20 protein-coding genes and 1 riboswitch are annotated in these 25,206 nt (G+C 39.0%); of the genes, 1 reads left to right on the forward strand and 19 read right to left on the reverse strand.

The genetic code is table 11. The annotated features are described in order from the left end of the window. Positions 1-169 precede the first annotated feature (169 nt). Positions 170-1,114 (forward strand): LPXTG cell wall anchor domain-containing protein, encoded by a 945-nt coding sequence (locus ACYSNQ_RS00210; RefSeq protein ID WP_426080742.1) that lies wholly within the window; start codon positions 170-172, stop codon positions 1,112-1,114. A gap of 108 nt (positions 1,115-1,222) precedes the next feature. Here ACYSNQ_RS00210 and ACYSNQ_RS00215 read toward each other — a convergent pair whose 3' ends face one another. From ACYSNQ_RS00215 to pepT, 19 genes are all read right to left on the reverse strand, one after another. Continuing rightward, complete coding sequence (locus tag ACYSNQ_RS00215) at positions 1,223-1,684, reverse strand: DUF7832 domain-containing protein (RefSeq protein WP_426080743.1); 462 nt, start codon at positions 1,682-1,684, stop codon at positions 1,223-1,225. Positions 1,685-1,789: 105 nt separating this feature from the next. Then, positions 1,790-3,127: a UDP-N-acetylmuramate--L-alanine ligase gene (murC, locus tag ACYSNQ_RS00220; protein ID WP_426080744.1), complete on the reverse strand. Its 1,338-nt coding sequence runs from the start codon at positions 3,125-3,127 to the stop codon at positions 1,790-1,792. 207 nt (positions 3,128-3,334) lie between these two features. Next, on the reverse strand, positions 3,335-4,267 hold the full coding sequence (locus ACYSNQ_RS00225; RefSeq protein ID WP_426080745.1) for a hypothetical protein: 933 nt from the start codon (positions 4,265-4,267) through the stop codon (positions 3,335-3,337). A gap of 694 nt (positions 4,268-4,961) precedes the next feature. Further along, the gene (gene asnS, locus ACYSNQ_RS00230) at positions 4,962-6,260 is read right to left on the reverse strand and encodes an asparagine--tRNA ligase (RefSeq protein WP_426080746.1); all 1,299 of its coding nucleotides are present in this window, start codon (positions 6,258-6,260) and stop codon (positions 4,962-4,964) included. A 52-nt stretch (positions 6,261-6,312) separates the two neighbouring features. Continuing rightward, positions 6,313-7,512 carry a pyridoxal phosphate-dependent aminotransferase gene (locus tag ACYSNQ_RS00235; RefSeq protein ID WP_426080747.1) on the reverse strand — a complete coding sequence of 400 codons (1,200 nt, stop codon included), beginning with the start codon at positions 7,510-7,512 and terminating at the stop codon, positions 6,313-6,315. 63 nt (positions 7,513-7,575) lie between these two features. Next, a complete protein-coding gene (locus ACYSNQ_RS00240) occupies positions 7,576-8,076 on the reverse strand; it encodes a cell wall elongation regulator TseB-like domain-containing protein (protein ID WP_426080748.1) in 501 nt (166 codons plus the stop codon). A gap of 78 nt (positions 8,077-8,154) precedes the next feature. After that, on the reverse strand, positions 8,155-10,929 hold the full coding sequence (locus ACYSNQ_RS00245; protein WP_426080749.1) for a helicase C-terminal domain-containing protein: 2,775 nt from the start codon (positions 10,927-10,929) through the stop codon (positions 8,155-8,157). Positions 10,930-11,465: 536 nt separating this feature from the next. Then, a complete protein-coding gene (locus ACYSNQ_RS00250; protein WP_426080751.1) occupies positions 11,466-13,094 on the reverse strand; it encodes a hypothetical protein in 1,629 nt (542 codons plus the stop codon). A 165-nt stretch (positions 13,095-13,259) separates the two neighbouring features. After that, positions 13,260-15,248 (reverse strand): hypothetical protein, encoded by a 1,989-nt coding sequence (locus ACYSNQ_RS00255; protein ID WP_426080752.1) that lies wholly within the window; start codon positions 15,246-15,248, stop codon positions 13,260-13,262. 466 nt (positions 15,249-15,714) lie between these two features. After that, positions 15,715-17,154 carry an APC family permease gene (locus ACYSNQ_RS00260; protein ID WP_426080753.1) on the reverse strand — a complete coding sequence of 480 codons (1,440 nt, stop codon included), beginning with the start codon at positions 17,152-17,154 and terminating at the stop codon, positions 15,715-15,717. Positions 17,155-17,939: 785 nt separating this feature from the next. Then, positions 17,940-18,365: a GFA family protein gene (locus tag ACYSNQ_RS00265; RefSeq protein WP_426080754.1), complete on the reverse strand. Its 426-nt coding sequence runs from the start codon at positions 18,363-18,365 to the stop codon at positions 17,940-17,942. Next, positions 18,362-19,009: a thiamine phosphate synthase gene (gene thiE / locus ACYSNQ_RS00270; RefSeq protein ID WP_426080755.1), complete on the reverse strand. Its 648-nt coding sequence runs from the start codon at positions 19,007-19,009 to the stop codon at positions 18,362-18,364. Before thiE ends, ACYSNQ_RS00265 begins: the two co-directional genes overlap by 4 nt. After that, complete coding sequence (gene thiD, locus ACYSNQ_RS00275) at positions 18,993-19,817, reverse strand: bifunctional hydroxymethylpyrimidine kinase/phosphomethylpyrimidine kinase (RefSeq protein ID WP_426080756.1); 825 nt, start codon at positions 19,815-19,817, stop codon at positions 18,993-18,995. Before thiD ends, thiE begins: the two co-directional genes overlap by 17 nt. Next, complete coding sequence (thiM, locus tag ACYSNQ_RS00280) at positions 19,817-20,620, reverse strand: hydroxyethylthiazole kinase (protein ID WP_426080757.1); 804 nt, start codon at positions 20,618-20,620, stop codon at positions 19,817-19,819. The genes thiD and thiM overlap by 1 nt, the downstream gene beginning before the upstream one ends. Further along, positions 20,602-21,285, reverse strand: a complete 684-nt coding sequence (gene tenA / locus ACYSNQ_RS00285; protein ID WP_426080758.1) for a thiaminase II — start codon at positions 21,283-21,285, stop codon at positions 20,602-20,604. Before tenA ends, thiM begins: the two co-directional genes overlap by 19 nt. A gap of 98 nt (positions 21,286-21,383) precedes the next feature. Continuing rightward, positions 21,384-21,483, reverse strand: a riboswitch (TPP riboswitch). A 69-nt stretch (positions 21,484-21,552) separates the two neighbouring features. After that, positions 21,553-22,593 carry a lysylphosphatidylglycerol synthase transmembrane domain-containing protein gene (locus ACYSNQ_RS00290; protein WP_426080759.1) on the reverse strand — a complete coding sequence of 347 codons (1,041 nt, stop codon included), beginning with the start codon at positions 22,591-22,593 and terminating at the stop codon, positions 21,553-21,555. A gap of 11 nt (positions 22,594-22,604) precedes the next feature. After that, positions 22,605-22,883 (reverse strand): DUF1294 domain-containing protein, encoded by a 279-nt coding sequence (locus tag ACYSNQ_RS00295; protein ID WP_426080760.1) that lies wholly within the window; start codon positions 22,881-22,883, stop codon positions 22,605-22,607. A 101-nt stretch (positions 22,884-22,984) separates the two neighbouring features. Beyond that, a complete protein-coding gene (locus ACYSNQ_RS00300; RefSeq protein ID WP_426080761.1) occupies positions 22,985-23,890 on the reverse strand; it encodes a diacylglycerol/lipid kinase family protein in 906 nt (301 codons plus the stop codon). 84 nt (positions 23,891-23,974) lie between these two features. Further along, positions 23,975-25,204 carry a peptidase T gene (gene pepT / locus ACYSNQ_RS00305; RefSeq protein WP_426080762.1) on the reverse strand — a complete coding sequence of 410 codons (1,230 nt, stop codon included), beginning with the start codon at positions 25,202-25,204 and terminating at the stop codon, positions 23,975-23,977. Positions 25,205-25,206: the final 2 nt, after the last annotated feature.

Raw genomic sequence — 25,206 nt, forward strand, 5'->3', positions numbered from 1 at the left:
ATTCAGATAAGTAATCTGAGTATCCTCCTTTATTTTAAAAGCTCAAAATAAGTATTTTGCCGTACCAGATGAATTACTATTTTTTACATAACAAACAAAAAACAAATATTGCAAAAACATTTTGATTAAGTTACAATATCATTACAATACAAAGTTTGGAGGAAGTATAATGAAAAAAATGGGTTTAATTTGTACATTATTGTTAGGTTTTTCATTTGGGGTAAATACCTATGCAGAAACAGGTTCCTATGAGCAAGTAGAAAGTGCAGACACTAGTGAAACAACCCCTACTACTGATTTAGGTGTTCCCTTAGAAACAGAAGCATCTTCTACTGATAGTAGTATTGAACCTGATGAGTTTAAACAAACAGAATTACTGGAAAACGAACCTTTATTGCCAATATCTGAAGAAGAGAATGGCGTAACTATATTGACGCTTACTGGTGGTCCCGCAGCAAGGTATCAACAGGGGGCCACAATAAATCCTGCTGACTTTAAACAAAGTCTTGATCAAACATCTGGCTTATCTTTAGAAAATTTAGCCTTTGAATCTGGAAATCAATATACTACAGCTATACTAGGTATAAATCCAGCCAGTATTACCGCTACTGACAGTGAAGGTAAATCCTATTTAATTAATTGTACTTATATTGTAGAAAGTAATGTTGCAACATTAGTCTTGGAAATCGTTTACGATTCTTCTTCTCATTCATTCAATGGAACCACTAGCCCAGGCGCTTCCGTTTATTTTTATATACTCGGTTTACCTAGTGATCCAATCATTGTAACAGCTGATAATAATGGTCATTTTTCTATTAATGCAAAACAGTTTGATGCTGGAAGCACTGTGACTGCGACTGCATATACCATAGCCGGTGTTGAGTACAGCGAAACTATTACATTTAAAATTCCCATACTTGAAAACACAACACAGCCTAGTACTATCAGTTCTACCACATCTGCCGTCAAGCCAGATCCGGAAGTTCCTTCTGTTAAAGAGAAGCTTCCTGAAACAGGAGAATCAGCTAGCAATACTTTGTTAAAAAGTGGTATTTTATCAACAATTGGAGCTTTTTCATTGCTAGTCCTTCGAAAGAAAAACAGAAAAGCATAATCAATCAAAACAGGTATAGGAGAAATTTAAAACTTCCCTATGCCTGTTTTCATTAAAAACGAAGAGCCCAAACTCACTCATTTATGAATACGCTTACTTAACTCAACATTATTGAATAAAGCTAAGATATTCTTGATATCTCTGATTGATAATCGCTTTTACCTTTTGATAGTTGTCGTCTATGAATAAAATTCCATAGTCTGTATTTTCTAAGCCATTCATATGGCTCAGAGTCAAACAGGCGTAATCCTCTAAATACGAGCTATAGGTATCTGAAAAAGCTGTTTTTGTATTATAGTACTGAGTTGCGAATGAAGCCCCCGAATCATTAAAATCCTCCTCTAATAAAACACCGTCACAAAACTCAAATAATAATTTGAGAGCACTGTATTTGCCAGCTTTCACTAATTCAACCTCTTCAGCTGCCTCTTCAATCATGTCATATCCAGAGAAGCCGTTCTCTATCATCCAGCGATAGAAAAAGGCAATATGAACTCCTCCCTGCTCAATTCCAACATTCTCTGGAAACCCTTCTGCTTCAAAATGCCACTTTGCTTTGTCATAAGCCATATCATTTTTCTCCTTTTTAGATTATTGAGTCAATTATACCTCATTAACGTAAAAAGGGAACGAAGCAACCTGCTTCGTTCCCTAAACTCTATCAATAATAAATACTTATAAAACATTCCTTGTGGTATTACTCAACAGCGTTTCATAAGCTTGTTCAAATTTTTGAACATCTCCTGCTCCCATAAAAACGAATACGGCGTCTTCATAGTCTAAAAGCGGCGATACATTGTCTTCTTTAATCACCTGACCGCCCTTTTTGATACGGTTACCTAAATCTTCAATTTTTACATCCCCTTGTGATTCACGGGCTGAACCAAAAATATCACACAAGAATACGTGATCAGCTAAATCCAACGCTTCTGCAAACTCATCCATCAGAGCGATTGTTCGAGTGAAGGTATGCGGCTGAAAAACAGCGATAATTTCTCTATCAGGATATTTCTGACGGGCACCATCAATAGTAGCTTTGATTTCCGTTGGATGATGCGCGTAGTCATCAACAATGACAACATCGCCAACCTGTTTCTCTGTAAAGCGCCGTTTTACTCCTTGGAAACTCAGCATTTCTTCTGCTACTTTATTCATATCCAGCTCTTCAAAATAACATACAGCAATCACACCTAGTGCGTTCATGATATTATGTTCTCCAAAAGCAGGTAAATCAAAGCGACCAACAAAATCCTCATGATGATACACATCAAAAACCGAACCAGTCGTTGTTCGTTCAATATTTCTCGCTTGAATATCGTCGTTCTCATTCATACCATAATAATAGATAGGAACATCTGCCTTCAGCTTGCGAAGATAAGGATCGTCCCCATAAGCAAAGATACCTTTTTTAACTTGACTTGCCATTGACTGGAAGGCATCAAAAACATCTTCGATACTCTTATAGTAATCAGGATGATCGAAATCAATATTCGTCATAATAACATAGTCAGGAGAATAGGCTAAAAAATGTCTGCGGTACTCACAGGCTTCAAATGAGAAAAACTCCGCATCCGGCACACCATGCCCTGTGCCGTCCCCAATCAAATAGCTCGTCGGTTTGATGCCGCTTAGGATATGAGAAAGTAGACCTGTTGTTCCAGTCTTACCGTGTGAGCCAGTCACTGCAATACTGGTATAAGGCTGAATAAACTGACCAATGAAATCATGGTAGCGGATAACCTCTGCCCCCAGCTCTTTTGCCCGAACCAACTCTTCATGAGCATCCGGAAAAGCATTTCCAGCAATAACTACCATATCTTTCGTAATATTCTCTGCATCAAAAGGCAACAGCGTAATTCCTGCTTTTTCTAAATCACGTTGAGTAAAGAAATATTCTTCCACATCTGATCCCTGTACGTTGTAGCCTTTTTCAAAAAGAACAAGGGCCAGAGAACTCATGCCAGAGCCTTTGATTCCCACAAAATGATACAATTTATTTTCTCGATTCTCCATAATGATCCTCTTCTCTTCATCTATCTGTTTTCCATCATATGTATACATCATTAGTAACGGTCTTAAGTCGTACGTTCCTCATTATCGTACAAAACAGAAAAATAATCAACTAAAAAAAAGTCCACAATTTTTCTTATAAAAATTAAAAAAAAAGAAAAAAAGAAGAATTTCCCCCTGTAGAAACAGTTGAAAACTCTCTTTTAATCATCAAGTAAAATATTTAGTATTTTCCATTTCAGCATGAGAATCCTCAATGATTCCGCTTAATGATTTGTCTAAAATTCCTTTTTTCTGCTGTTCCTCTTCTGAAACCTTCTGAGCATACGCTGTTTGATTCTTAGCCTGCTCTTTGGCTGTTTTCAGTTCTGAACGATAGCGGGGCAAATCATTGGCTTCACTATCCTGATCAAAGCGGGACATATTAGGACGAATCTGCTGATACTGTCTCCGAGTCAGCGGAATATCCGGGTTTTCTTTTGGTACATTAAATTTCTGAACAGAAGGATCATCGACCTTCTTTTCTCTGAACTGCGTATCCTCATGATCAATGAGAATATAAGATGACTTATCCTTCTTCATCGCTGCTAAAAGCTCCTGCTCAGTAACTTCTTCAGCTGCTGGAGTTTCATCTGGAATTACAGAAGCAGGCACATAGGTTGGCACGAAATAAGAACGTTCCGGCTGTTTTGAGCTGCTGAAAGAAGTAATTTGCCTTCCTGTACTTCTTCTTCCAAAGGTTGCTTCCTCAAAAGTTTCTTTACTCTTTTTATGCATGTTGCCGAATAAATTTGGTTTTTTAGGCTTTTCAATTGTTCGGCTTCTATTCGTTGTATAATCAGGCAGATTTAGTTTGTGGCGCTTTAGTTCGTCGATTTGTTCCTTCGTATGCGTCTGTTTTAATACTGCTTCAGCGGCAGATTTTTTTTCAACAGCAGGCTTAGGTGCTGCTTGCTGAGGCTGATAAGCATTTTGTGGAACCATTTCAGGTACTGAATCAACACTCATATCTGTTCGCTGTGTCAATAGCGGTTCATCAGCAAACAAACGTCGCTTGCTTCCAGATGACAGCTTTACACCGACCTCATCGTCATACGCCGGAAATCGAAAATGTTTTCTTTTTACTTGTACCGGATTTCCCATTTACGTCATTCCTTTATTTTGGCTTTCCGCTAATTCTACCATAAAATTTATTTTTTCTAAACTACTTCCTTCATTTTTTCCATTTTGTACCTTTAAAAGACGTACTATCATTTCTTTTTTAAAAAAAAGAATGGAAGAAGCTGTCTGAAGGCTCACTTCCATTCTTGGCGTCATTAATAAAATAGAATTTATAAATATTTATTGAATAAAAAATTTCTGACATAGTTGTCTGCTATTTTTTCTGATTTTCTGTCTAACATGTGACTTTGAATATACACTGTCTTTAAATCAAGTGCAGTTATTTCAATTTACTTTATTTTCTACTCCGTTTTCCTGTTCTTCAGCCTCTTGTCAAACTATTTCACTGAGTATTTTTGATTGCTTCATTTTACTTCACAAGATTATCGGAACAACGATTAATTCATCCCTCCTTCAGGCAGCTGCTGAAAATTCCCTGTAGTGGCAACCGCCTTAAAACTGGTTTTTCTTTCCATACAGATTCCTCCCTGCTATTGATATCGTGTAGCTACATCTTCAGTCTAGCATTCTCTAGTTTTTTCCTCAACCGATAACCACTGTTCTAAAATCAAAAAAAGTACTCCTGAAAAATAAAAAAACAGATATGTCTTTGGATGAAATCATGGCCTTTACCTTTTCCAAAGATACATATCTGTTTTGTAATTCGTTTATTCTTTTAAGGATATAATCTGTTTAGCAGACGCGGGAAGGGAATTGATTCACGAACATGCTCAATCCCTGAAAGCCAGGTAACTGTTCTTTCTAGTCCTAAACCAAAGCCAGCATGTGGAACTGATCCATAACGTCTTAGGTCAAGATACCAGGAATATTCTTTTTCATCCAACCCATGATTACGAATCTGCTCAAGTAGAAATTCATAATCGGTCGCCCGTTCTGAACCGCCGATGATTTCTCCATATCCTTCCGGAGCAATCATATCTGCGCAGATTACGACATCTTCTCTAGTAGGATGTGGTTTCATATAAAACGGCTTAATTGCTTTTGGATAGTTTAGAATAAACACTGGTTGTTCAAATGAATTTGCAATAAATGTTTCATGAGGAGAACCAAAATCATCCCCCCACTCAATATCATCGAAACCATTTTTCTTCAACAGCTCAACTGCATCGTCATAGGAGATACGAGGAAACGGCAATGTTGTGTATTTTTTTAGAAGCTCTTTATCTCTGCCTAGCACATCTAATGCATAGTCACAGTTGTCAAGAACACTCTGAACTAGAAACGCTACATACTGTTCCTGCACTTCCAGACTTTCTTCCTGATGCATAAACGCCATTTCTGGTTCAATCATCCAGAATTCGATTAAATGACGGCGCGTTTTAGATTTTTCAGCACGGAAAGTGGGACCAAATGAAAATACTTTGCCAAAAGCCATTGCCGCAGCTTCCATATACAATTGTCCGCTTTGAGACAAGTAAGCCTCTTCGTCAAAGTAATTAGTGTGGAACAGTTCAGTTGTTCCTTCTGGTGCACTACCGGTAAGAATTGGCGGATCAATTTTAACAAAGCCATTTGTATTGAAAAATTCATAGGTTGCACGAATAATCTCATTACGAACCTGCATTACTGCATGCTGTCTGGAAGAACGCAGCCATAAATGACGATGATCCATCAGGAAATCTGTCCCATGTTCTTTAGGAGTGATTGGATACTCGTGACTCTCACCCACAACTTCAATTCCTGAAATACCGATTTCGTAGCCAAATTTAGAGCGGGTATCCTCTCTAATTTCTCCAGTAATCATCACAGCTGTCTCCTGATTTAAGCTTTTCGCCAACTGGAAAACTTCTTCTTCTACTTCACTTTTGACAACAACGCCTTGGAAGTAGGCAGTTCCATCTCGAAGCTGTAGAAAGGCAATTTTTCCGCTTGACCGCTTATTTGCCACCCATGCTCCGATTTTTACGACTTCACCTATATGATTCTTTGAGTCGATGATTTGAATTTGTTCCACGTTTGTCTCTCCGTTCCTTCAATTTTTACCTATCCCGAATTAAGTAATCCTCTTAGTTGTTGTTCAATTGAATCTTTTTCTCTATAAATGCAGCAATTCTTTCAACTGCCTGCTCTAATGTAGCAAGGTCAGCTGCGTAGCTAATCCGAATATAATCCGGCGCGCCAAAGCCTTCACCAGTAACCAGTGCGACATAAGCCTCTTCAAGAAGGTCATCCACCCATGTCGTTGCATCTTCATATCCGCAAAGAGTCAAGGTTTCTTTAATATTAGGAAACAAGTAAAATGCTCCTTGAGGCTTTGTCAGCTTGAAGCCTGGTAACGCAGCAACCTTAGGAAAAATCGTGTTTAGTCTTTCTTCGAATGCCTGTCTCATTTCTTCTACAGTATCCTGTTCTCCCTGAAGAGCTTCAAGCGCTGCATACTGGCTCACTGCAGTCGGATTACTAGTAGAATGTGACGCAATCTTATTCATTCCTACAATCAGCTCTTCCTCCGCCAAGGTATAGCCGATACGCCAGCCTGTCATTGCATAGGATTTAGAAACACCATTAACAATAATTGTTTGTTTTCTAATTTCTTCTGATATCGTTGCTAGAGGCGTAAAGCTATTCCCGTTATACACCAGCTGACCATATATATCATCCGCTATGATGAGAATATCATTTGCCACTGCCCAGTTGCCGATGGCTAAAAGCTCCTCTTTCGTGTAAATCATCCCCGTTGGATTTGATGGGGAATTGAGAATCATTGCTCTTGTTTTCTCAGTCTTCACTTCTTCAAGCTGATCTACTGTTACTTTAAAATCATTCTCCTGCTTACAGGTAATAAATACGGGCTGACCTTCAGCAAGCTTCACTTGTTCTCCATAACTTACCCAGTAAGGAACTGGAATCAATACTTCATCTCCTAAATCAAGCATTGCCTGAAATAAAAGGTAAAGAGAAAACTTGGCTCCATCTGTGATAATGACGTTTTTAGTTTCATAAGCTAAACCGTAATTACGCTGAACAGCATCAACAACTGCCTGTCTCAGCTCTGGAATACCAGCTGAAGGTGTATAATAACTGGCTTTACCATTGGAAATCGCGGCGATTGCTGCTTCCTGTATATTTTTTGGCGTTGTAAAATCGGGCTCGCCTACCGTCAGATTTAAAACATCGTTTCCCTCTGCCTTCAGTTTCTTGGCCTTTGCTGAAGCAGCCAGTGTTACTGAAGGTGATAACTGCTGCACACGTTGTGATAGCTTCATACCCTTCACTCCTCATTTTTTCATTTATCTCAGCAGCTCATAGCCGCAGATTCAAATTATTCCTCAGATTCCTAAGATCGTATTGATTTCCTCGCCGGTTTCAAAAGCCAGGAGATAGTAATTAAATGATCCGTTCTCTGTCTTAGTCACAACTTCCCATGCTGCTTTCCCTTCATATATGCCTAAATTGGCCTTTTGAATATCATTTTGCTGATAATGCTCCTTCACTGCCTGCTTAGCTTGGGCTTCATTCAAGCCCTCCTCTTGAGCAAAGGTTGTTATACTTCCGCCTTTTTCTGGAATAATCACAATCATTTCTTTTCCGGAGCTGTCTTTTCCTATGACTGTAAAGTATGTTTCTTTGCGGTTAAACCAGTAGAAATTCTCTACGTCTTCCAGCTGAGCATGTGTTTTCGCAATATCCACAGCCTCCCGCTTTGCCTGAGACATCGAATGCGTCGAGCGGACATAAAATATACTCAGCATAACGATTACTGTCAGCAAAATACCTACAATTCCCAACAGTATGACAACTTTTTTCTGTTCTTTATCTTCAGATGCCACGATCACGCTCGTCCTTTCAAAACTTACTGTTTTTCATTATAGCAGAAATTGAAATCATTTTGAGGGATGACAATAAATTTATTCCTTTTCTTTAAAAAATAAATGAATCCCTGCCAACGTCTCTTCCATAGAAACATTTTCTACCGGAAGCTGTTTGGGCAACGCTTTTAAAATCCGTTTACCGTACTTTGTATTGACCAAGCGCCGATCAAGAACCAGTAAAATACCGGTATCTTTTTCTGAACGGATAAGCCGGCCCAGCGCCTGTCTAAGGCGCATGGACGCTTTGGGAAGTGCTTCTTCTGTAAATGGATTGACGCCCTGCGACTCAAGATAATTATACTCTGCTTTAACAAATGCACGTTTGGGATTATCAAATGGCAGTCTGGTCACAATCAAAAGCTGCAGAGAATCCCCTGGAAGGTCGACGCCTTCCCAAAAGCTGTCAGCTCCCAATAAAATACTGTTTTTACTATGATAGAAACGCTTCAGCAGCTTTTCTCTAGTTCCGCTAATGCCCTGCGCCAGCACTTCACGACCTTCGTTTAGCAACGGCATATGCAGACGGGAGTATGTATGCCTTAAAACCTCATGAGAAGTAAACAAGACTAACATTGGTCTATCTTCCTGGGCTGCTAGTTTTTTTACTGTGCTGCTAATGTATTCAGCCAAATCCTCACTGGATGTCTGTTGAATATCAAGAGGCGCTTTCGGGACGAACAAGCGGGCAGAATGCTCATAATCATAAGGATTTGGCAGAACCTTGACTGTATAGTCTTCTAAACCAAGCTTTTCTGGAATATAACTGCGGTTCCGACCAAAAACCAGCGTACCGCCAGTATATAAAATATGCTCATAATTTGGATACCAGCCGGCTTTTTTCGAAATTCCTGCGCTTAAATCATTCACTGCCATCGTAATTGAGCCGTTCTTATCCAATCGATACTCCTTCAACCAATGGGGTGACCAGTCATTTACAAAGATACCAAAGCAATCTGTTATTTCTGTTACTTCTGAAAATAGCTGAAACAAACTGGATAAAATCATTCGTTCAGAAACGGCGAAGCGCTCCAATTGTCCTTCAATTGCTGTTTGAATCTTTTTCTGAATAGCTGTTAAATCCTTTAAACAAATTTCAATTTTGCGGATTAGTTTTTCTCCTTCTAGAGAAAGCTGATCAAACAGCTGCTTTTGAACAGCAATTTCCTGATAGCTATTTTTCTTTTCTATCTGAAGAAGCTGTGCCATTTCAAAAAAGAAATCTTGAAAATCCTCTACTAAATTCTTTAGTGTCTGTTGATAGATGTGCAGGTACCTTTTCTCATCCGGCAGCTTTTCCAAGGTTAAAGCCGTTTGCTCAAACAGCTGCCCTTCTTCTCCAGCCTGAATAATATGTTTTTTAAATGGATAAAACGAAATTTTTTGAAGGGCTACCCGCTTAATAATATCAGGCAGGTGATGGGCTTCATCGATAATCAAACAAGCGCTTTTGGGCAGCAGCGGTTTTGCTCGAAAAGACTCCTGCATCAGAAAGGCATGATTTACGATTAGTACATTGCTGTGCTTCGCCTTCTCATAAAGAAACCGAACAAAGTCTTCTTTGTACAGCTGCTCATCCTTCTTTAGTAATTCTATTCCTCGGTGGATTACATCCCGCCAAAAAATATGATTAAAGTTGATTAGCTGCAGTTCGTCTAAATCACCGGTTTCCGTTTCCAGCAGCCAGACCAATACACGCATTTGATAAATAGCGTATTGCTTTTGCTCAATCGGATTTTTCAGTGTTTCCCGAAATCTCTGCAAATCAATATAATGCCGATGACTTTTCAGTACAGTCGCTTGAAGCTTTCTCTCACAAAAACGATTTGTAAAATCGATGTCTTTTTCCAGCAGCTGATTTTGCAGCATAATGGATACTGTACTGATAATTACAGGATTTTCCGGCGTTGCAAAGTAGCTGACTGGAAATAAGTAGCCAAAGGTTTTCCCTACACCTGTAGCAGCTTCTATAAACAGATTTTTTTCCGCTCCAGCTGTAAAATGCTTGTACACATCATTCATCATTCTGCTTTGCTCTTTACGATAGACTAATTGATTTCCAAACAGCTTTTCCTTTTGCTTCTTAGCTGCTGGATAGCTATCTGTTTCGTAAACCGGTGATTCAAAGTAAACTGCTTTTTTTCTTTTTAACACTAGTCCGGCTACAGCTTGCCATTCTTCTCTCAACTGTTTAGGGGCTTCTTTCTGTTCATCGTAAAGGCGTTGGATATAGCTTCCGGTCTCCATGCCAAGCTGCTGACTTAAATCCAGTATACTTTGCAGGGTCAATAAAGGCAGTTCTTTTATTTTTTTCTCTATCAGTAGAAAAAGCTCTGCTGTAACCTGTGCATCACTATCTGCTTGATGGGGATTTTCATGAACTAACCCAAACTGCTCAGACAAATCACTTAAGCGGAAGCTTTTTTCAGTAGGAAAAAAGATTTGGGACAATTCTACTGTATCTACTCCTGGAATTGTCAGCTTTGGCGCCCCGCAGCGCTGCAGCTCTCTATTTAAAAATGAATAGTCAAAATAAATATTGTGTGCCACAAAAACTGTATCCGCAAGTAAATGGTGAATGGTTAAGGCTATATCTTCAAAATAAGGTGCTGACCGCACCTGTTTATTGGTTATACCAGTCAAATGCTGGATTTGCTGCGAAATACGGTGTCCTGGATTGACATCCGTAGAAAAACGAGAAACAATCTTTCCGTCATCTATCAGCACACAGCCAAACTGAATAATTCGGTCAACTGTCGGATCGGTACCAGTTGTTTCAATATCAACAACTGCATACATTGGATTTTTACCCATAGTTTCCCACCTTTCTGCCGTCTTGAAAATTATACTATAAAACTTCATTTTTTCACTATCATTTACAGGAATTATTTCATTTTTAAGCAATAATCGAAAAGCACTGATTTTACTTATATAATAACCGAAGAAAAACAACAGCTGATGATGACCTTAACCCAGCCATTCTAAACAGCTTCCGAAATAAAATCACTTTCAAAATTAGAGAGCTTAGCTTTTCATACCCTGCTGATTTGTACATCTTTTATTTTTAATAACAGAAAAGAAGAGTTTGAGACATAAGTAAATGTCTGAACTCTTCTTTCTCTAAAATCCGAATAAACGGCGTTCCAGTCTTTGTATGCTTCGAGGATCGCAACAGAGTGAGAACCGTAGACAAGCTTGTAGGAACCTAATGCTTTGTCTCGAGAATCGCTAGACTCGTAGAGACAGCAAGCTCACTACACTTCGTTCCGATAGCATCAACCTCTAAGTGCTAAAAGCGCTAAGAGTTGAAGTTCTCGGAAATAAACACTTTTATCTCGACCTCTTCTAGGTTATTTATATACGTCCTTTGGTATTTCACTAAGCTTCTGCATATATTGATCCATCAATACATACCCTTCCAAGCGTCTTAATCGATCCGCAGAACAACGAACCTTTCTACTGAAAAATGACCGCTTATTGGCAATTCGCTTCATTTCCTTCAAAAATCCATCCAAATTCTCAACCAGATTGGCACTGCTCAACCGATTACAGATTAATACATCTTCTTTCCGCTGCTTCAATACCTGTCCCCATGAATAATTGAGATATTCGGCTTGATCAATCTGTCTTTGAAGATCAACCTGATCGACTTTAACATTTTTCTCTTTGGTCCGTTTCTTGCCAATATTCATCCGTTTGCTCATAAAGCGCAAGTAGATATCATCTTCCAAACTCTCCATCTCGCTCTTTGAAAAACTCGGAATCTTTTTAGGTGCCTGAACCACCGGATTTTCCTTTAATAACCGAGAAAAACGAGGCCAGTTACCTGGTGTCCGCTTTCTCGTTTTATTTTTTTTCAATACAACTTTTTCCAGCAGTTGTTTTTTAGCTGCTTCAGGAGAAAGCTTAGGCTCCGCTGCCTCCAAAACTGTTTCTACAGGGCTTACTGTTGCTTCGACTGAAACCGTCTGGTCAACAGGCGTCTGATTTTCTCTGTTCTTACGGCTTAGCTTCTCAGCAGAACCTTCTAAGGTCTTTGCAGAAATATCATTTTCAGGTTCATTTTCTGGGTAAGTTGTAGCCTCTTCGGCTGACTGGGTATTTTCTAACTGCACTTCCTTTGTCGGTTCTGCCTTGGACTTTTTTACAGCTTCTGCGGCTTCCTCCTGTTCAGTAGGTTCAACAGTTACTTTTTGGATTTTGATTGCTGTATCTTTTTCCTCAGAATATTCACCTTCTACTATTGGTGCTTCCTCCGCTTTCAGCTCAATCTTACTCTCCGGCTTTTTCTGTACAACAGGCTCATTGTCAACAATCGGCTGTGCCCGTTTCAAATGAATTGTGTGCACACTTCTAGAGATTACAGGCTGCGATTTTGCTTCCAGTCTTGCTTGTCCAATAGTATCAGTCAAGTCGCTAATCATTTTTCTAAGACGGAACATTTCATTTGATGCTTCCATCATTTGTTTCATCACACTAGTCAGTTCAGCAGAATCCGCCATCTCGTATCCTTTATGAACAAGTGGTGCTTCCGATTTTTCAACGACTACCTCTGTCAGCCAGTCTTTCAACTCTGCTCTTGCATCTCTTGTTAACGGTTCAAAGCTCCCCATTAACAAAGTATAGTACATCATCTCAGTCTCTACATACATGTAGATTTTCTTTACTACTAGTTTGTTGAATCCTTCTGCCCCATCCCAGCTGTCGCAGATTGCATCAAAATATGCTTCTCCTTCAGCAAGGTTTTGATAATCTTTTGCAAGATTCAATTCACGGATTAAATAGAAATTATACGGGGTTTCGACATTGTCCGCATAGACTTCTCTGCCTAAAAATTCAGGGTCAACATTTTTACAAAGAAATACAGATTTTTTTTCTTGTTCTGACTTTCTGTTCCGCTTGCTAATCGTTCTCACTTCCTCAACTATTTTACCTTGTATATAAATCCGATTGAACCATTTACGTGATTTATATATCATCTAAAAAAAGAAAATACACTTTCCTTTTAATTATACCGTTTTAAAATGAAAATTGCTCTCAATTTTTTCGCTAAATCCAATTATTTATGAGCGAACATCCTTGATTTTACCATTTTATAGCCATTTCAGCAAAATCTTTCTGTTTTGTTCATTTATTAGGACAAGCTAATCCCCAAGTTCATCGGTCTCAAGACTCTCATAAAGCTTCTGTCGTTCGGATTCCCCAAGCTGGTGCATTCCTTCCCCATAGACTCGATCAATTCGCCCGTAAAGGTCATAAGAAATAATCGCCTTTTCTAATCCATCTACATCCATATACAATGTATAAATTTTTCCATTAGCGTTCTTGGCTTGTTTTACTGTCCAGTCTTCAAAATCCTCATTCGCCAAAAAACTCAAATTTTCTTTCAACAATTGATGAACTTCATTGGTGGTATACTCTGAATAAAGCAATAAATTTTTTTCTCTATCTGTTGACTGAAGATAAAAATGCCAGAAAAACTTATGAGAAGTTTCAGGCGTTACTTGAATATCCTGCCAGATATGTTTGGACGCTTCATCACTTAATTCTGTCCAGCCTTTCCCATAAATTTCAATGATTTCCCCTTGATTGTTCATCTGTAAAAAGGCAAATGGTTCCTCCTTTAAAGATGTTCTAAGGGCACAAATATGTCCGTATCCCTCAATCGTATCTACTGATGTGTAGATTGGATAAGAATCAAAGGGAATTTTTCCTAATAATTCAAGACTAGTATATAACACCCTATCTTTTTGCTCTTTAGCAACATACCTTTCAACAAATTGCTCCCTTTCTTCTTCATTTCCTTTAATTATATAAAATAAAAAAGTAAACTCATTTCCTATACTACTTTGATAGTTTTTCTTAAAAAGATTACTATCCATATCTGCTCTTTGGCTGGTTGTTTCTAACAAAGTAAGTTTTTTTCTTTGTGGCGGCTGACTAGTGGCAACTCTAGCCAAACCAGATAATCCAATTAAAATAAGCAAAATAATCCAGATAGATTTCTTTGATCTTCGTTCCTGAGGAATATTAACTACAGGTTTAGAGCTTTCAGGTATTTGACGAATCATGCTGGGTGCCAATTGTTCAAGCTTCTTCCAGCGTAACCGAACTTCATGAAAATTTTTGATATCAGCATATACTTGAGCAGTTAACAGTAAAAAGACTGAATAAGGCAAGGTAACATCTTCCCTGTTATAAGACAATATCCTTAATGCTTTTGAGTCATGCTCTGTTTGCCACTGAACATAATCGCTTAAAAAAGCTGCTGTTCTATCACTAGTTAAGTTTTGGATTAGATTAAACAATGGCGTTAATTTTCTATTTGACTGTTCCTGTTGTATTTTTTTATCTCTCACTAAAGTGTACGCAATCTGTAAATGAATAATATCTAAATCTTCAGCAATTATCCCCTGACACTCCGTCAGCTTCTTCTTCCAGGTATTTCTTTCAGGTATTCCCTGAGCAAGCATCTGAAACAGCTCATATCTGGCAAAAAAATAAGGGATACGTTCCTCCAGCTCGATTTGTTTGTAAATCTCAAAAGAATAGTCTGGCGCTCTTTGGATTTCTTCCCATGTATAGCTAAAATAGTTCCTTGTTTTGACATCTTCCGCCTGCCTGTTAAAATCAAAAACTTTTCCAAAAAAAGAAAGAATTTGTTTTGACAGCAGCGGGTAGTTTTCGGATAAAAAACGCTGCATTATTCTTTGGATATGCTCATATTCAGTAATCGACCATGTCAGCTCATCAGTGAATAAAGTCATCCATTTTTCGATATCATTAAAAAAAGCCTTTTCACTATACAGATGGGATAATTTCTCCGCAAAAACTTGTGCAGCATCAATTTGACTTAACTCATCTGAAAATTTTACTCCTTCAAGGATACTTCCACCTTCATCAACCTTATTGTCCTCAGGTATAGAAGTGACTGGCTCCTTTTTTTCAGCCCCTGTACACGCAAGGTCAACTGTATCGGCTAAAATTAGCGCTTGGTCAAAGGCCTCTTTCAATTGCTGAAAAGCAGCTGGCTGCTGATCAATATTTATTTGTTTTAACTTAGCAGCGTATGCTTGTTTAATCTCCTTTTTATTCGAAATCGGTTCGATTCCTAATCGTTCCCAACAACTCATCGTTTCCCCTCACTTTCCCAGTTATTCATCTCATTTATTATCACAAAAATCTCTCGTCCTGACAATACTCTCCCTTGGTGCTGATTCTTGTGCCGTTCAATCGATGTACCTTTTTCTTCGATAGGAGATACACTTTTTTTGTAAAGAATTGATTTGCAATAACGTAAAAAGGGGCTGTGACATTGGTATGCCTCAGTCCCTTAAATCCGGATAAACGGTGTTTCAGAAGTAACTTCTTCGACAATAAGGCGGAAATTCGCATAAAATTGTAGAACAATTTTCGGAATTTCCGCCTTAGTGCTTGAAGCTGAACACTTCTGTCACAACCTCTTCTCATTTATAATCTAATTCTTCTTTAACACATTTACTTTACAACTGCTTATTTTCATTTGAATCGAACTAATCCGTTTGTAATACAGTGATGAATTCTAACGATACCATGAACTATCATCCATGTACCATCCAGTTAGTTCAACTCTTTATTCTTTCCTCGACGAGCAAGAGCCGGCAATATCATGCCTAACAATAATAGGATAATTGGTGTCAGAATATTAGACAGCAGCTGGAAGGTCCACCCTTGAGGATCGACATTGAAATCAACTTTTGGTACCATTCCTAAAATACAGGCAAACGCTGTGAATAGGAAACACCATAGTCCAAAAATGAAACCAAGCTTTGGATTTTTCATGAATTTATATTCGGAAGTATAGTTCTTGTAGGCTTTGTTCAGCATCATATAGGCAAAAAATACCCATAAATAACGCATTGGCATTACCACAGAATTTAGATTAGTCAGCCATTTAACCAACTCATTCATGTTCTTCAAGCCAAACATAGGCAGTGCAATAATGATACTAACAAGTACACCTGTTAATAAGTAGCCGTTAACCAATGTTCCTTTTTTAGTACGCTTGCGTAATGCTGCAGGTACATAGTCAGGATCCGCATCTGCTAAAAGAATTTTCAGCGGTGCATCAATAGAAAAGGCTAATGCGGCGATTTGTCCAGCACCATTAGTCAAGGCATAAATAATCATTAGCAGATTTCCCACGCCATAGTACTCTCCTAAAATCTGGAAGGCACTATATGCACCATTTGCCATTAAATCTTCTGGAATATTATTACTGGCAAACAGCATACCCATCGCAAATGAACCCAATACAGCAGAAGCTCCTACCATGGCAGCCAGGAAAATCATTCCCTTGGGAAATTCTTTGGCAGGGTTCTTAGTGGCATTTACATACGGAGAAATTTTTTCTGCTCCTCCAACGGCAAAGACCAGCATTGAAAGAGTCGTAAAATAGCTAAAATCGAACTTTGGTATATAAGTACTGACTTGTTCCATGTGTGGCGTAGCAAACTCTACAGAAGAGTTTATCATTGGTGCGCCAACTGCAAAAAGAATGAAAAGCATTGACATAACAAAGGTTGCTGTTCCTGCAATTCCTCCGATTACTTTTAATGTAGTCAAGCCCTTAGTAGACAACATCAGAAAGACTAGGAAAATAATCAGCGAAAGGAAGGAGACTGTTGAAATAGACATCGTATTTACAAGATTCCCATTTCCTTGAACCGCCCAACCTAATGCAATCAAGATTGCCTGCGGCTTTTGTGCAAGATAAGGAATATGTACAACCCAATATGTCCATGCGGCATAGTAAGCTAGACGTTTGGTGCTTGTATTTTGCACCCAGGAACTAACTCCGCCATTGCTGTCTTTGAATGTTGAGCCTAATTGCCCGACAATCAGCGCATAAGGAATAAAGTACAACACTAAAATCAAAATCCATGAGGTCACTACGGAAATGCCCTGCTGCGCATAATTGTTCACAACATTGCCGATTCCCCAGACCATATTGAAGGCAATCAGCCCAACACTGAACCACCTCAATTGCTTTTGTTCCATAAAAACACTTCCTCTTCTCAAATAAGTTAAAAAGACTAAAATTTCTGATAATTGCAAACAATTCATTCAGTAAATCCTTTAACAAACTGTTTTTCAATAGTCTTATCATACTCGTTTTCCTCTGAATCGCAATCATTCTATGAGCAAAATGTGAAAATTATTACCCATTCATCATGAAAAAAATTTTCTTCCTCTTTACAATTTAATTTTTCACTTTAAAATAAACAAAAAAAAGTGAAAAACCTTTTCAAATTCGATAGTTTTTCGCTAGATACTCTTCTCATTATTTTTTCTTTTTTCTCATTTTTAGGGTATTTCCTTTGAGGAGATGACAGAAGTGTTTTTGATTTGAGTTTAGAAGACTCACTGTATGTCTTCTAAACTCATTCTCATAGTAATGCATTGAAAAACCCCTAGATTAGATTTTCGAGTCTAATCTAAGGGACCATCTCAATTTCTATTATCAGTATCTTTCACCTTATTCCGAAAACTCCAACACTAGGCACTTTAACATCTCATCAGGTTTCTCCAGGCTTGTCTCCAGTTCTCCCTTTGTTCCAACCCTCGAAGTATGGAGAGTTTCAGAAACACCTTTATTTTATCTTTGGAACTGAAGAGGTTGTGACAGAAGTGTTCAGCTTCAAGCAATAAGGCGGAAATTCCGAAAATTGTTCTACAAATTTTTGCGAATTTCCGCCTTATTGTCGAAGAAGTTACTTCTGAAACACCGTTTATCCGGGTTTAAGGGACTGAGGCATACTAATGTCACAGCCCCATCTTGAAAACTATTCGCTTGTTTCTTCAACAAACTGCTGATAAATATCTGCCTGTGTCATTTTTTTCGTATCATTACTAAAACAGTAATAATCTGGTTTGTTATCATACATGATTTCCAAAACCAGCTTAGCCCCGTTTATATCCTTCAACAAATCTACAGGAATATAATAGCTGTCATCTGTCAGTCCATGATAAAAGAGCGACGAACCACAGTTTTTACAAAAACCTCTCTCCGCCCATTCTGAAGACTGATATCGCCCAATATTGTCCTCATTGTCAAACGTAATATTTTCTGAATTTCCAGCTTCAATCGACAGTAGCGGTCCCGATGTCCAGCGTCTGCACATCCCACAGTGACAGGCAGATACTTCTAAGCTTGCCTCTTTAATTGAGAATGTTGTCTTACCACATAAACATGATCCTTGATGTGTCATTTGTCTCCACTTCCTTTTTTTAATTTTTCAACGGTTTTCTGAATATTGTTAGATCGCGTCACTGCTGAAATAACCGCTGCTCCAGCGACCGTTGCTGCCTGTATTTCTTTAACGTTTTCTATAGTAATCCCGCCAATTGCCACGGCAGGTTTTGTCGAACGTTCAGCTAATATTCTTAGTTTTTCCACACCGATTGGCGGCTTTGCATCTGCTTTTGAAATCGTACCAAAAACAGGACCAATACCATAATAGCTAATATCCGTTAGCTTATTTCCGTCATCGATTTCCTGCTGATTATAACAAGATAGACCAACGATTTTATTAGGAAACATTGCCAGAACCTCTTGGATATTTTTATCCTCTTGTCCCACATGAACCCCATCTGCTAAGACATCTACAGCAAGAGCTACATCATCATTAATCAGAAAAGGAACGTTGTATTGCCGGCAGAGATTACGACAAATTAGCGCCATCTCTTTTCTTTGTTCATACTCAACAAGGCTTCCCTTCCCTTTTTCACGGTATTGAAAGCAAGTAATCCCAGCCTTCAGCGCTTTTTTTAATAACGTAGGCAATGAACCGGAAACAACATCCTGAGTTCCCGCAATTAGATAAACTTCAAGGAAATTACCAGCTGCCATCATGCTTTTCCACCTTTCGGTATGCCCAATGATTCGTTGGACCATTCCCTTTCCCTACATCAATACTATCTTCAATCGCTGCCTGAATAAATGCTTTTGCAGTAATAACTGCTTTCTTTACAGACTGCTTCTTCGCTAGCTCCGCCGTGATACACGCTGAAAATGTACAGCCGGTTCCATGGGTCTTTTTTGTATTAATCCGGGGAGCTGACAGCCATTTAATTTCTCCATTTTCCAAAAGCAGTAAATCCGAAGATTCTTTCCCCTCAATGTGATGACCACCTTTTACCACGACATTTTTGGCGCCCTGCTGTTGAATGATTTTCCCAGCATGAACCATTTCTGCCTTAGAGGTAATTGGAAATCCGCTGATTGTCTCTGCTTCCGGAATATTTGGCGTAATAATCTCTGCAAGCGGCAGAAGTTCTTCAATTAATGCTTTTACAGCAGTCTCTTTTAAAAGCGCATGACCGCTTTTAGCAATCATCACCGGATCAATCACCAATGGACCAAAGTCAGCCGTCTTTAAAAATTCTGCGGTCAGTTTGATAATGTCTGCAGTAAAAAGCATTCCCGTCTTGACTGCAGATATTACAAAATCTTCCTGAATAACTGCCAACTGTTCTTTTATAGCTGTCAACGGGATGTCGTAAACAGATTTTACACCCTGGGTATTTTGAATGGGCAATGCAGTCAGAACCGAGGTCCCAAAGACAAAACGCTCCTGAAATGTTTTCAAATCAGCTTGTAAACCTGCACCGCCGCCGCTGTCAAAGCCTGCAATAGTTAAGGACTGAATCGTTTTGTTCATTATGCTTTCCTCCTAACTCTTGCTGAACGACTAATCGTTTCTTCGTTCAATGCTGAAAGCTCATCCAGCAGTCCTGTTCTAAAGCTGCCGACTGCCAAGCCTGATAATTTATCAGAAGTTCGCTCTCCAGCAATGGCATAACCAGCATGAGCTGCCAATACGGCCTCCAACTGATCTTCTTTACTCACCGATAGGAAAGCACCGCATAAGCAGGACAATAGACACCCTGCTCCTGTCATTGTTGTAAAAAAAGGCGTTCCATTCTCAACAATATAAGTCATCTGTCCATCGGTGATAATATCTGTTTCACCGCTAACAGCAACCAGAGACGCATAGTTTTTTGCAGTCTGTTCTGCAGCAGCTACTATATCTGCTGAGCCAGAGCCTGCATCTACCCCCTTACTTTGCCAGCCCATTCCAGCTAAAGCAGCAATCTCACCAGCATTTCCGCGAATTAGTGTTGGCTGTACTTCAGCTAAAAGCAGCATGATTTGCTCTTTTCGAAAAGAAGTAGCCCCAACACCGACCGGATCAATTATTACCGGTTTCATCAATTGATTGGCTCGTTTTCCAACAATTTTCATTGCCGCTAACTGGCTGACTGAGAGAGTTCCTGTATTTAGAACAGTGGCATCTGCAATCTCTGCTACTTCCATCATTTCTTCACTGCTCGCCGACATAAAAGGAGAGGCCCCAACTGCCAGTAGGCCATTGGCAGAATCGTTAGCCACCACTATATTAGTTATATTATGAATCAGCGGATTTTTTTCTCGAATTTCTTCAATTAAATAATATGGATACATGGACTTTCCTCCCATCTTTCAAGAGTATAAGCCATTTCACAAAACTTCCATTCCTGATAACTACTGATTAAAAAGCCTTGTTTCATTGCCTCGCGCTCTTGCTTATTGACCTGAAGTGCGAGCCGCTCTGTTAGCTCTTTTTGATTATCAACTGCCTCCTTGTACCCCTCGCTATTGTAAGTGTCAATCCAGCGCTGGTATAAAGGATTGGAGGAACCACTTCCAGCCAGCTCCTCCCCAACCTCCTGATACAGCCAGTAACAAGGCAATAAAGCTGCCGCTGTCCGAGCGGTACTGCCAGTGGATAATTCACTATACATATGAGCAGTATAGTGATAGGCTGTGGGTGCAATCTGTGTGGTTCGAATTTCTTCTTCAGTAATTTCCAGTTCTCCAAAGAAATCCTCCCGTACAGCGATTTCTGCTTCCTCCAATCCTTTAACCCCCGATAAAAATAATGCTTGAATCGCTGGATCTGCAGTTAAATCAGCAGCAGCTTGATGGATACGGGCAAACTGTTCTAGGTAGTATCTATCCTGAATCAAATAGAAACGGAAAATTTCCGGAGCAAGCGTCCCGCTTTGAAGCTCCTTCAAAAACCTGTGCTGCTTACTTTTTCCCCAAATTACGTCTGCTTGTGTTCTTAGTTCTGTTGTAAATCCCATGCTGTTCCTCCCCATACTTTTTTGAGAAGAAGGCCGAAAAAACAGAAAAACCCTTCAGAATGTACGGAACCATTTTGAAGAGTCTAAAATATCGTATTCTATTCTTTAGACTACTTCCCTACGCGAGTATCAACTCACAGGTTCAAAGGGTCCGTTCGAATGAACATCTCAGTCACAATGACTCCCCTAGTATGTCTCTAAGTATAACACATAATTTTTATCCGAAACAAATCAATAGAAAAAGACTTCTTTTTTTTCTATAGAAAATTACTCTGAAGAGCTTGATTCATCCCTGACAGCTATGATTTCTTCTTTAATCTTCTTGCGCTTTTCCATAATGACATATACCATACCCAGTAAAAACGGTAGGACGAAGCTGCTGAAGCGGTACAGCAGTAGTGAAGAAACTGCATCTACAGTACCAACCAGCGGTTTAAACAATAGTAGATAAACAAATTCAAAGGAACCTATTCCCGCAGGCGTAGGGATTACCCCAGACAACACAATTGCAAAGCTTGTAAACGCCCACGTCTGGATAAAATCAATGAGCGGGTGTGCTTCTACCAGTGCTACATAGGGAATCACCAGCCAAATAAAAACTTTTGCTGCATTCCAAACAAATATGCGCAGAACTGCTGAGCGGTCCTTGACAATCGTCTGCATGGTGTCTCTTAATGAATAAATCTGAAGATTGCATTTATCCACCCAGTCTCTCAGCTTCTGCCGCTTAATATGCTTACTCGCCCAAACGGTCAAAACAACTTGAAGCTTAATACTAACCGATAAAACCATAATTACAAAAATAATCACAAAAGTAATAATCATTCCGATGACTATAAAAGGAATCATCTTTGGTGAATGGGTATAAAGATATGAAAATTGAAAAATAAGTCCTATTACTGCCCAGAATACAACAGCCAGCTTATACATAATCATATGAAGAGCAGTGACGCCCATCCCTTGAGAAACAGCTAACCCTTTTTTCCGGTAAAATAATACTTCTGAGACCAATGTCCCTGTCCCAAACGAAATAATCCTATAAAATGCTACATAACACGAAGCGAAAAAACCATCCTTCGAGGTAAACTTGGGCTGAAAATTCACTGCTATTTCGCGGATTGACCGTCCTTCTACCATTTGATATACAACTCCCAGGCCAACAACCAGCACGGCTACAAGCAGACTTGTTTCCAAAAGCTGAGCAATAATATCGCCTAATGAATTGTCTATCACATAAACAACGACGCCAATCATCAGCAACATTAAGAGAATGTTAAAAATGATTTTCAGCACAGTATTGTTTTTCATGATTTCTCCCCTTAAAAATACTTACTACTATAATAGATAGCTGCTATACATCCAATTGTTCCTAGACCAAATATCAGGTAAAATCTAAACTTTCTAGTTTTATGATGGAAAAGCTGTTGACTTAACAGTCCCGCCGGGCCGCCGCCTAAAAAACCAGCAGCCAGTATCCGGCTTTCCGATACACGCCATTCCCGTTTTTTTGCTTGTTGTTTATCATAATACATCATGAACAACACATAAAGATTAATTCCTGCCAGATAAATTCCTAACAGCTTAACTTCAATTGACACTACGGTCTGTCACCTCTTCTCTTCCCTGCCATTTTAAACCTTTGTTGTGATTAGAAAAAGTTTAGCTGCCTTTACTTACGTTGAATATAGCCCTAATCAACTCATTCTTCGCTTGGAGCAAAGATAGTTAGACCCTGTTTAACCATCGCAAGCTCTACAGGCAAATCATCACATGGATCGCCGTCGACCCTGGTTACTATTTTTTCTCCCTGCTTGTGATTTTTTATCTGAATATGACTTCCTGTCAGATAATCCATCTCAGGCAGTTCACTTATTTTTCCCAGTATGATTTTTGGCAGATAGCCAATCAGCTTAAATGTATTAATCTGCGGCAGAATGATTAAATGAAACAATCCGTCATCTGGTTTTGCAGCTGTATCAAAATTTCGGTAACCGCCAACAGAATTTGTCATAACAACAGCTAAAAGCTGCGTTTTCCCCCGCCATTCCTTCTCATCAATCGTTATTTCTAAATCATACCGTTTTTTCTTAGCTAATAGCCTGAAAAAGTTTTTTACAAAAATAAATTTGCCGTATTTCTGTTTCTCTTTTTGGGTAATCTGAACAGCGGTATCTGCTAGAATTCCAATTGTCATTGTGCTGACAATACTCTTACTACCGATTTTACCATAATCAACTTTTCGGGTATGACCAGCTAAAATAATATCAAAAGCATCAGAAAAATCGGTTGGAATATTTAGCGCCTGTGCCATGTTATTTACCGTTCCCCCGGGAAGAATCCCCAATGTTAAATCAGAAAGCCGTTCTCTAAAGGCAGCGACCATTTTATTGATTGTTCCATCGCCGCCAATGATTACTAAGGTATCAATCTGTTGCTTCTCTGCTTCTGCGACAACCTTTTGATCATCAATTTCCGGGCCAATTTCCTGAAGTGAACAAACTAAATCAGCCTGCTTTTTCTGAGCATAACGCTTAAACTGCTCAGCGATATCCTTCCCCTGATCCTGTCCAGAAGTACTATTGAATAAAATCATGATGTTCTTCATCGTTTATCCCTCCTCAGAAAAAATTGGACTGGAGCATTAATAGAGAATATCGCCCCAGTCCCAACTTATGGTTTTTACTTCAGCTTATTTTGCATTTAGCTCAGCGATTTTCACAATAACATCGGTCGCTTTTTCCATTGCCTGTAAAGAAACAAATTCAAATCGGCCATGCATATTTTCTCCGCCGGCAAAAATATTCGGTGTTGGTGTACCCAGATAAGAAATTTTTGAGCCATCCGTACCGCCTCGAATTGGCTCAATTAGCGGTTTGATTTCCAGCTCAATCATCGCTTGCTTAGCCAGTTCGATAATACTCATGTCTTTTTCAATGACTTCCTTCATGTTGTAGTATTGATCAAACATAGTAACTTCTACGCGTTCCTGATCAAAGGAAGCGTTCAGTCTACGTTGAATTTCAGTAATTTTCTTTTTACGGGCTTCAAATTTGTCTCGATCATGATCTCTAATGATATACGTCATTTTTGCTTCTTCCGGTACGCCATTCAAAAACAACAGATGATAGAAACCCTCAGCACCGTCTGTTTTTTCTGGAACTTCGTCAGCCGGCAGTTCATTATGAAAATCAATAGCTAGCTGCAGCGCATTAATCATTGTATCTTTAGCTGTACCAGGATGAACGTTTTTCCCATGAATAGTAATCTCAGCCTGAGCAGCATTAAACGTTTCAAACTGCAGCTCGCCTACAGGTCCGCCATCCATTGTATAGGCAAAATCTACGTTAAACTGGGCAACATCAAATTTGTCTGCACCAACGCCGATTTCCTCATCTGGACCAAAAGCAACTCTGATAGTCCCGTGTTTAATTGAAGGATTTTTAATTAGAATCTCCATTGCAGTCATGATTTCCGCAATTCCTGACTTATCATCCGCACCCAACAGAGTTGTTCCATCAGTTGTAATAAGGGTTTGACCTGTATAGTTTTTCAAGTTGGGAAAGTCTTTTGTATTTAAAGTATATTTTCCTGCTTCATCCAGCTTAATTGTAGATTCTCCATCATAGTTTTCAACAATCTGAGGATTTACATTTACCGCGTTGAAATCAGCCGTATCCATATGTGCAATAAAACCAATCGTTCGAACATCTTTATCGGTATTAGCTGGTAATGTTGCGATTACAAAGCCATTTTGGTCATTGTAAATCACATCTGTCATGCCCAGTTCTTCTAATTCCTTTTTCAATGTATGAGCAAACGCAATTTGCGTTTCAGTTGATGGGGTTGTGGTGCTTTCCGGATTAGATCTTGTTTCTGTTTTTACATAACGTAAAAAACGAGGTAATAGATTTTCGTACATAG

The sequence above is a fragment of the Enterococcus sp. LJL51 genome (assembly GCF_054871795.1).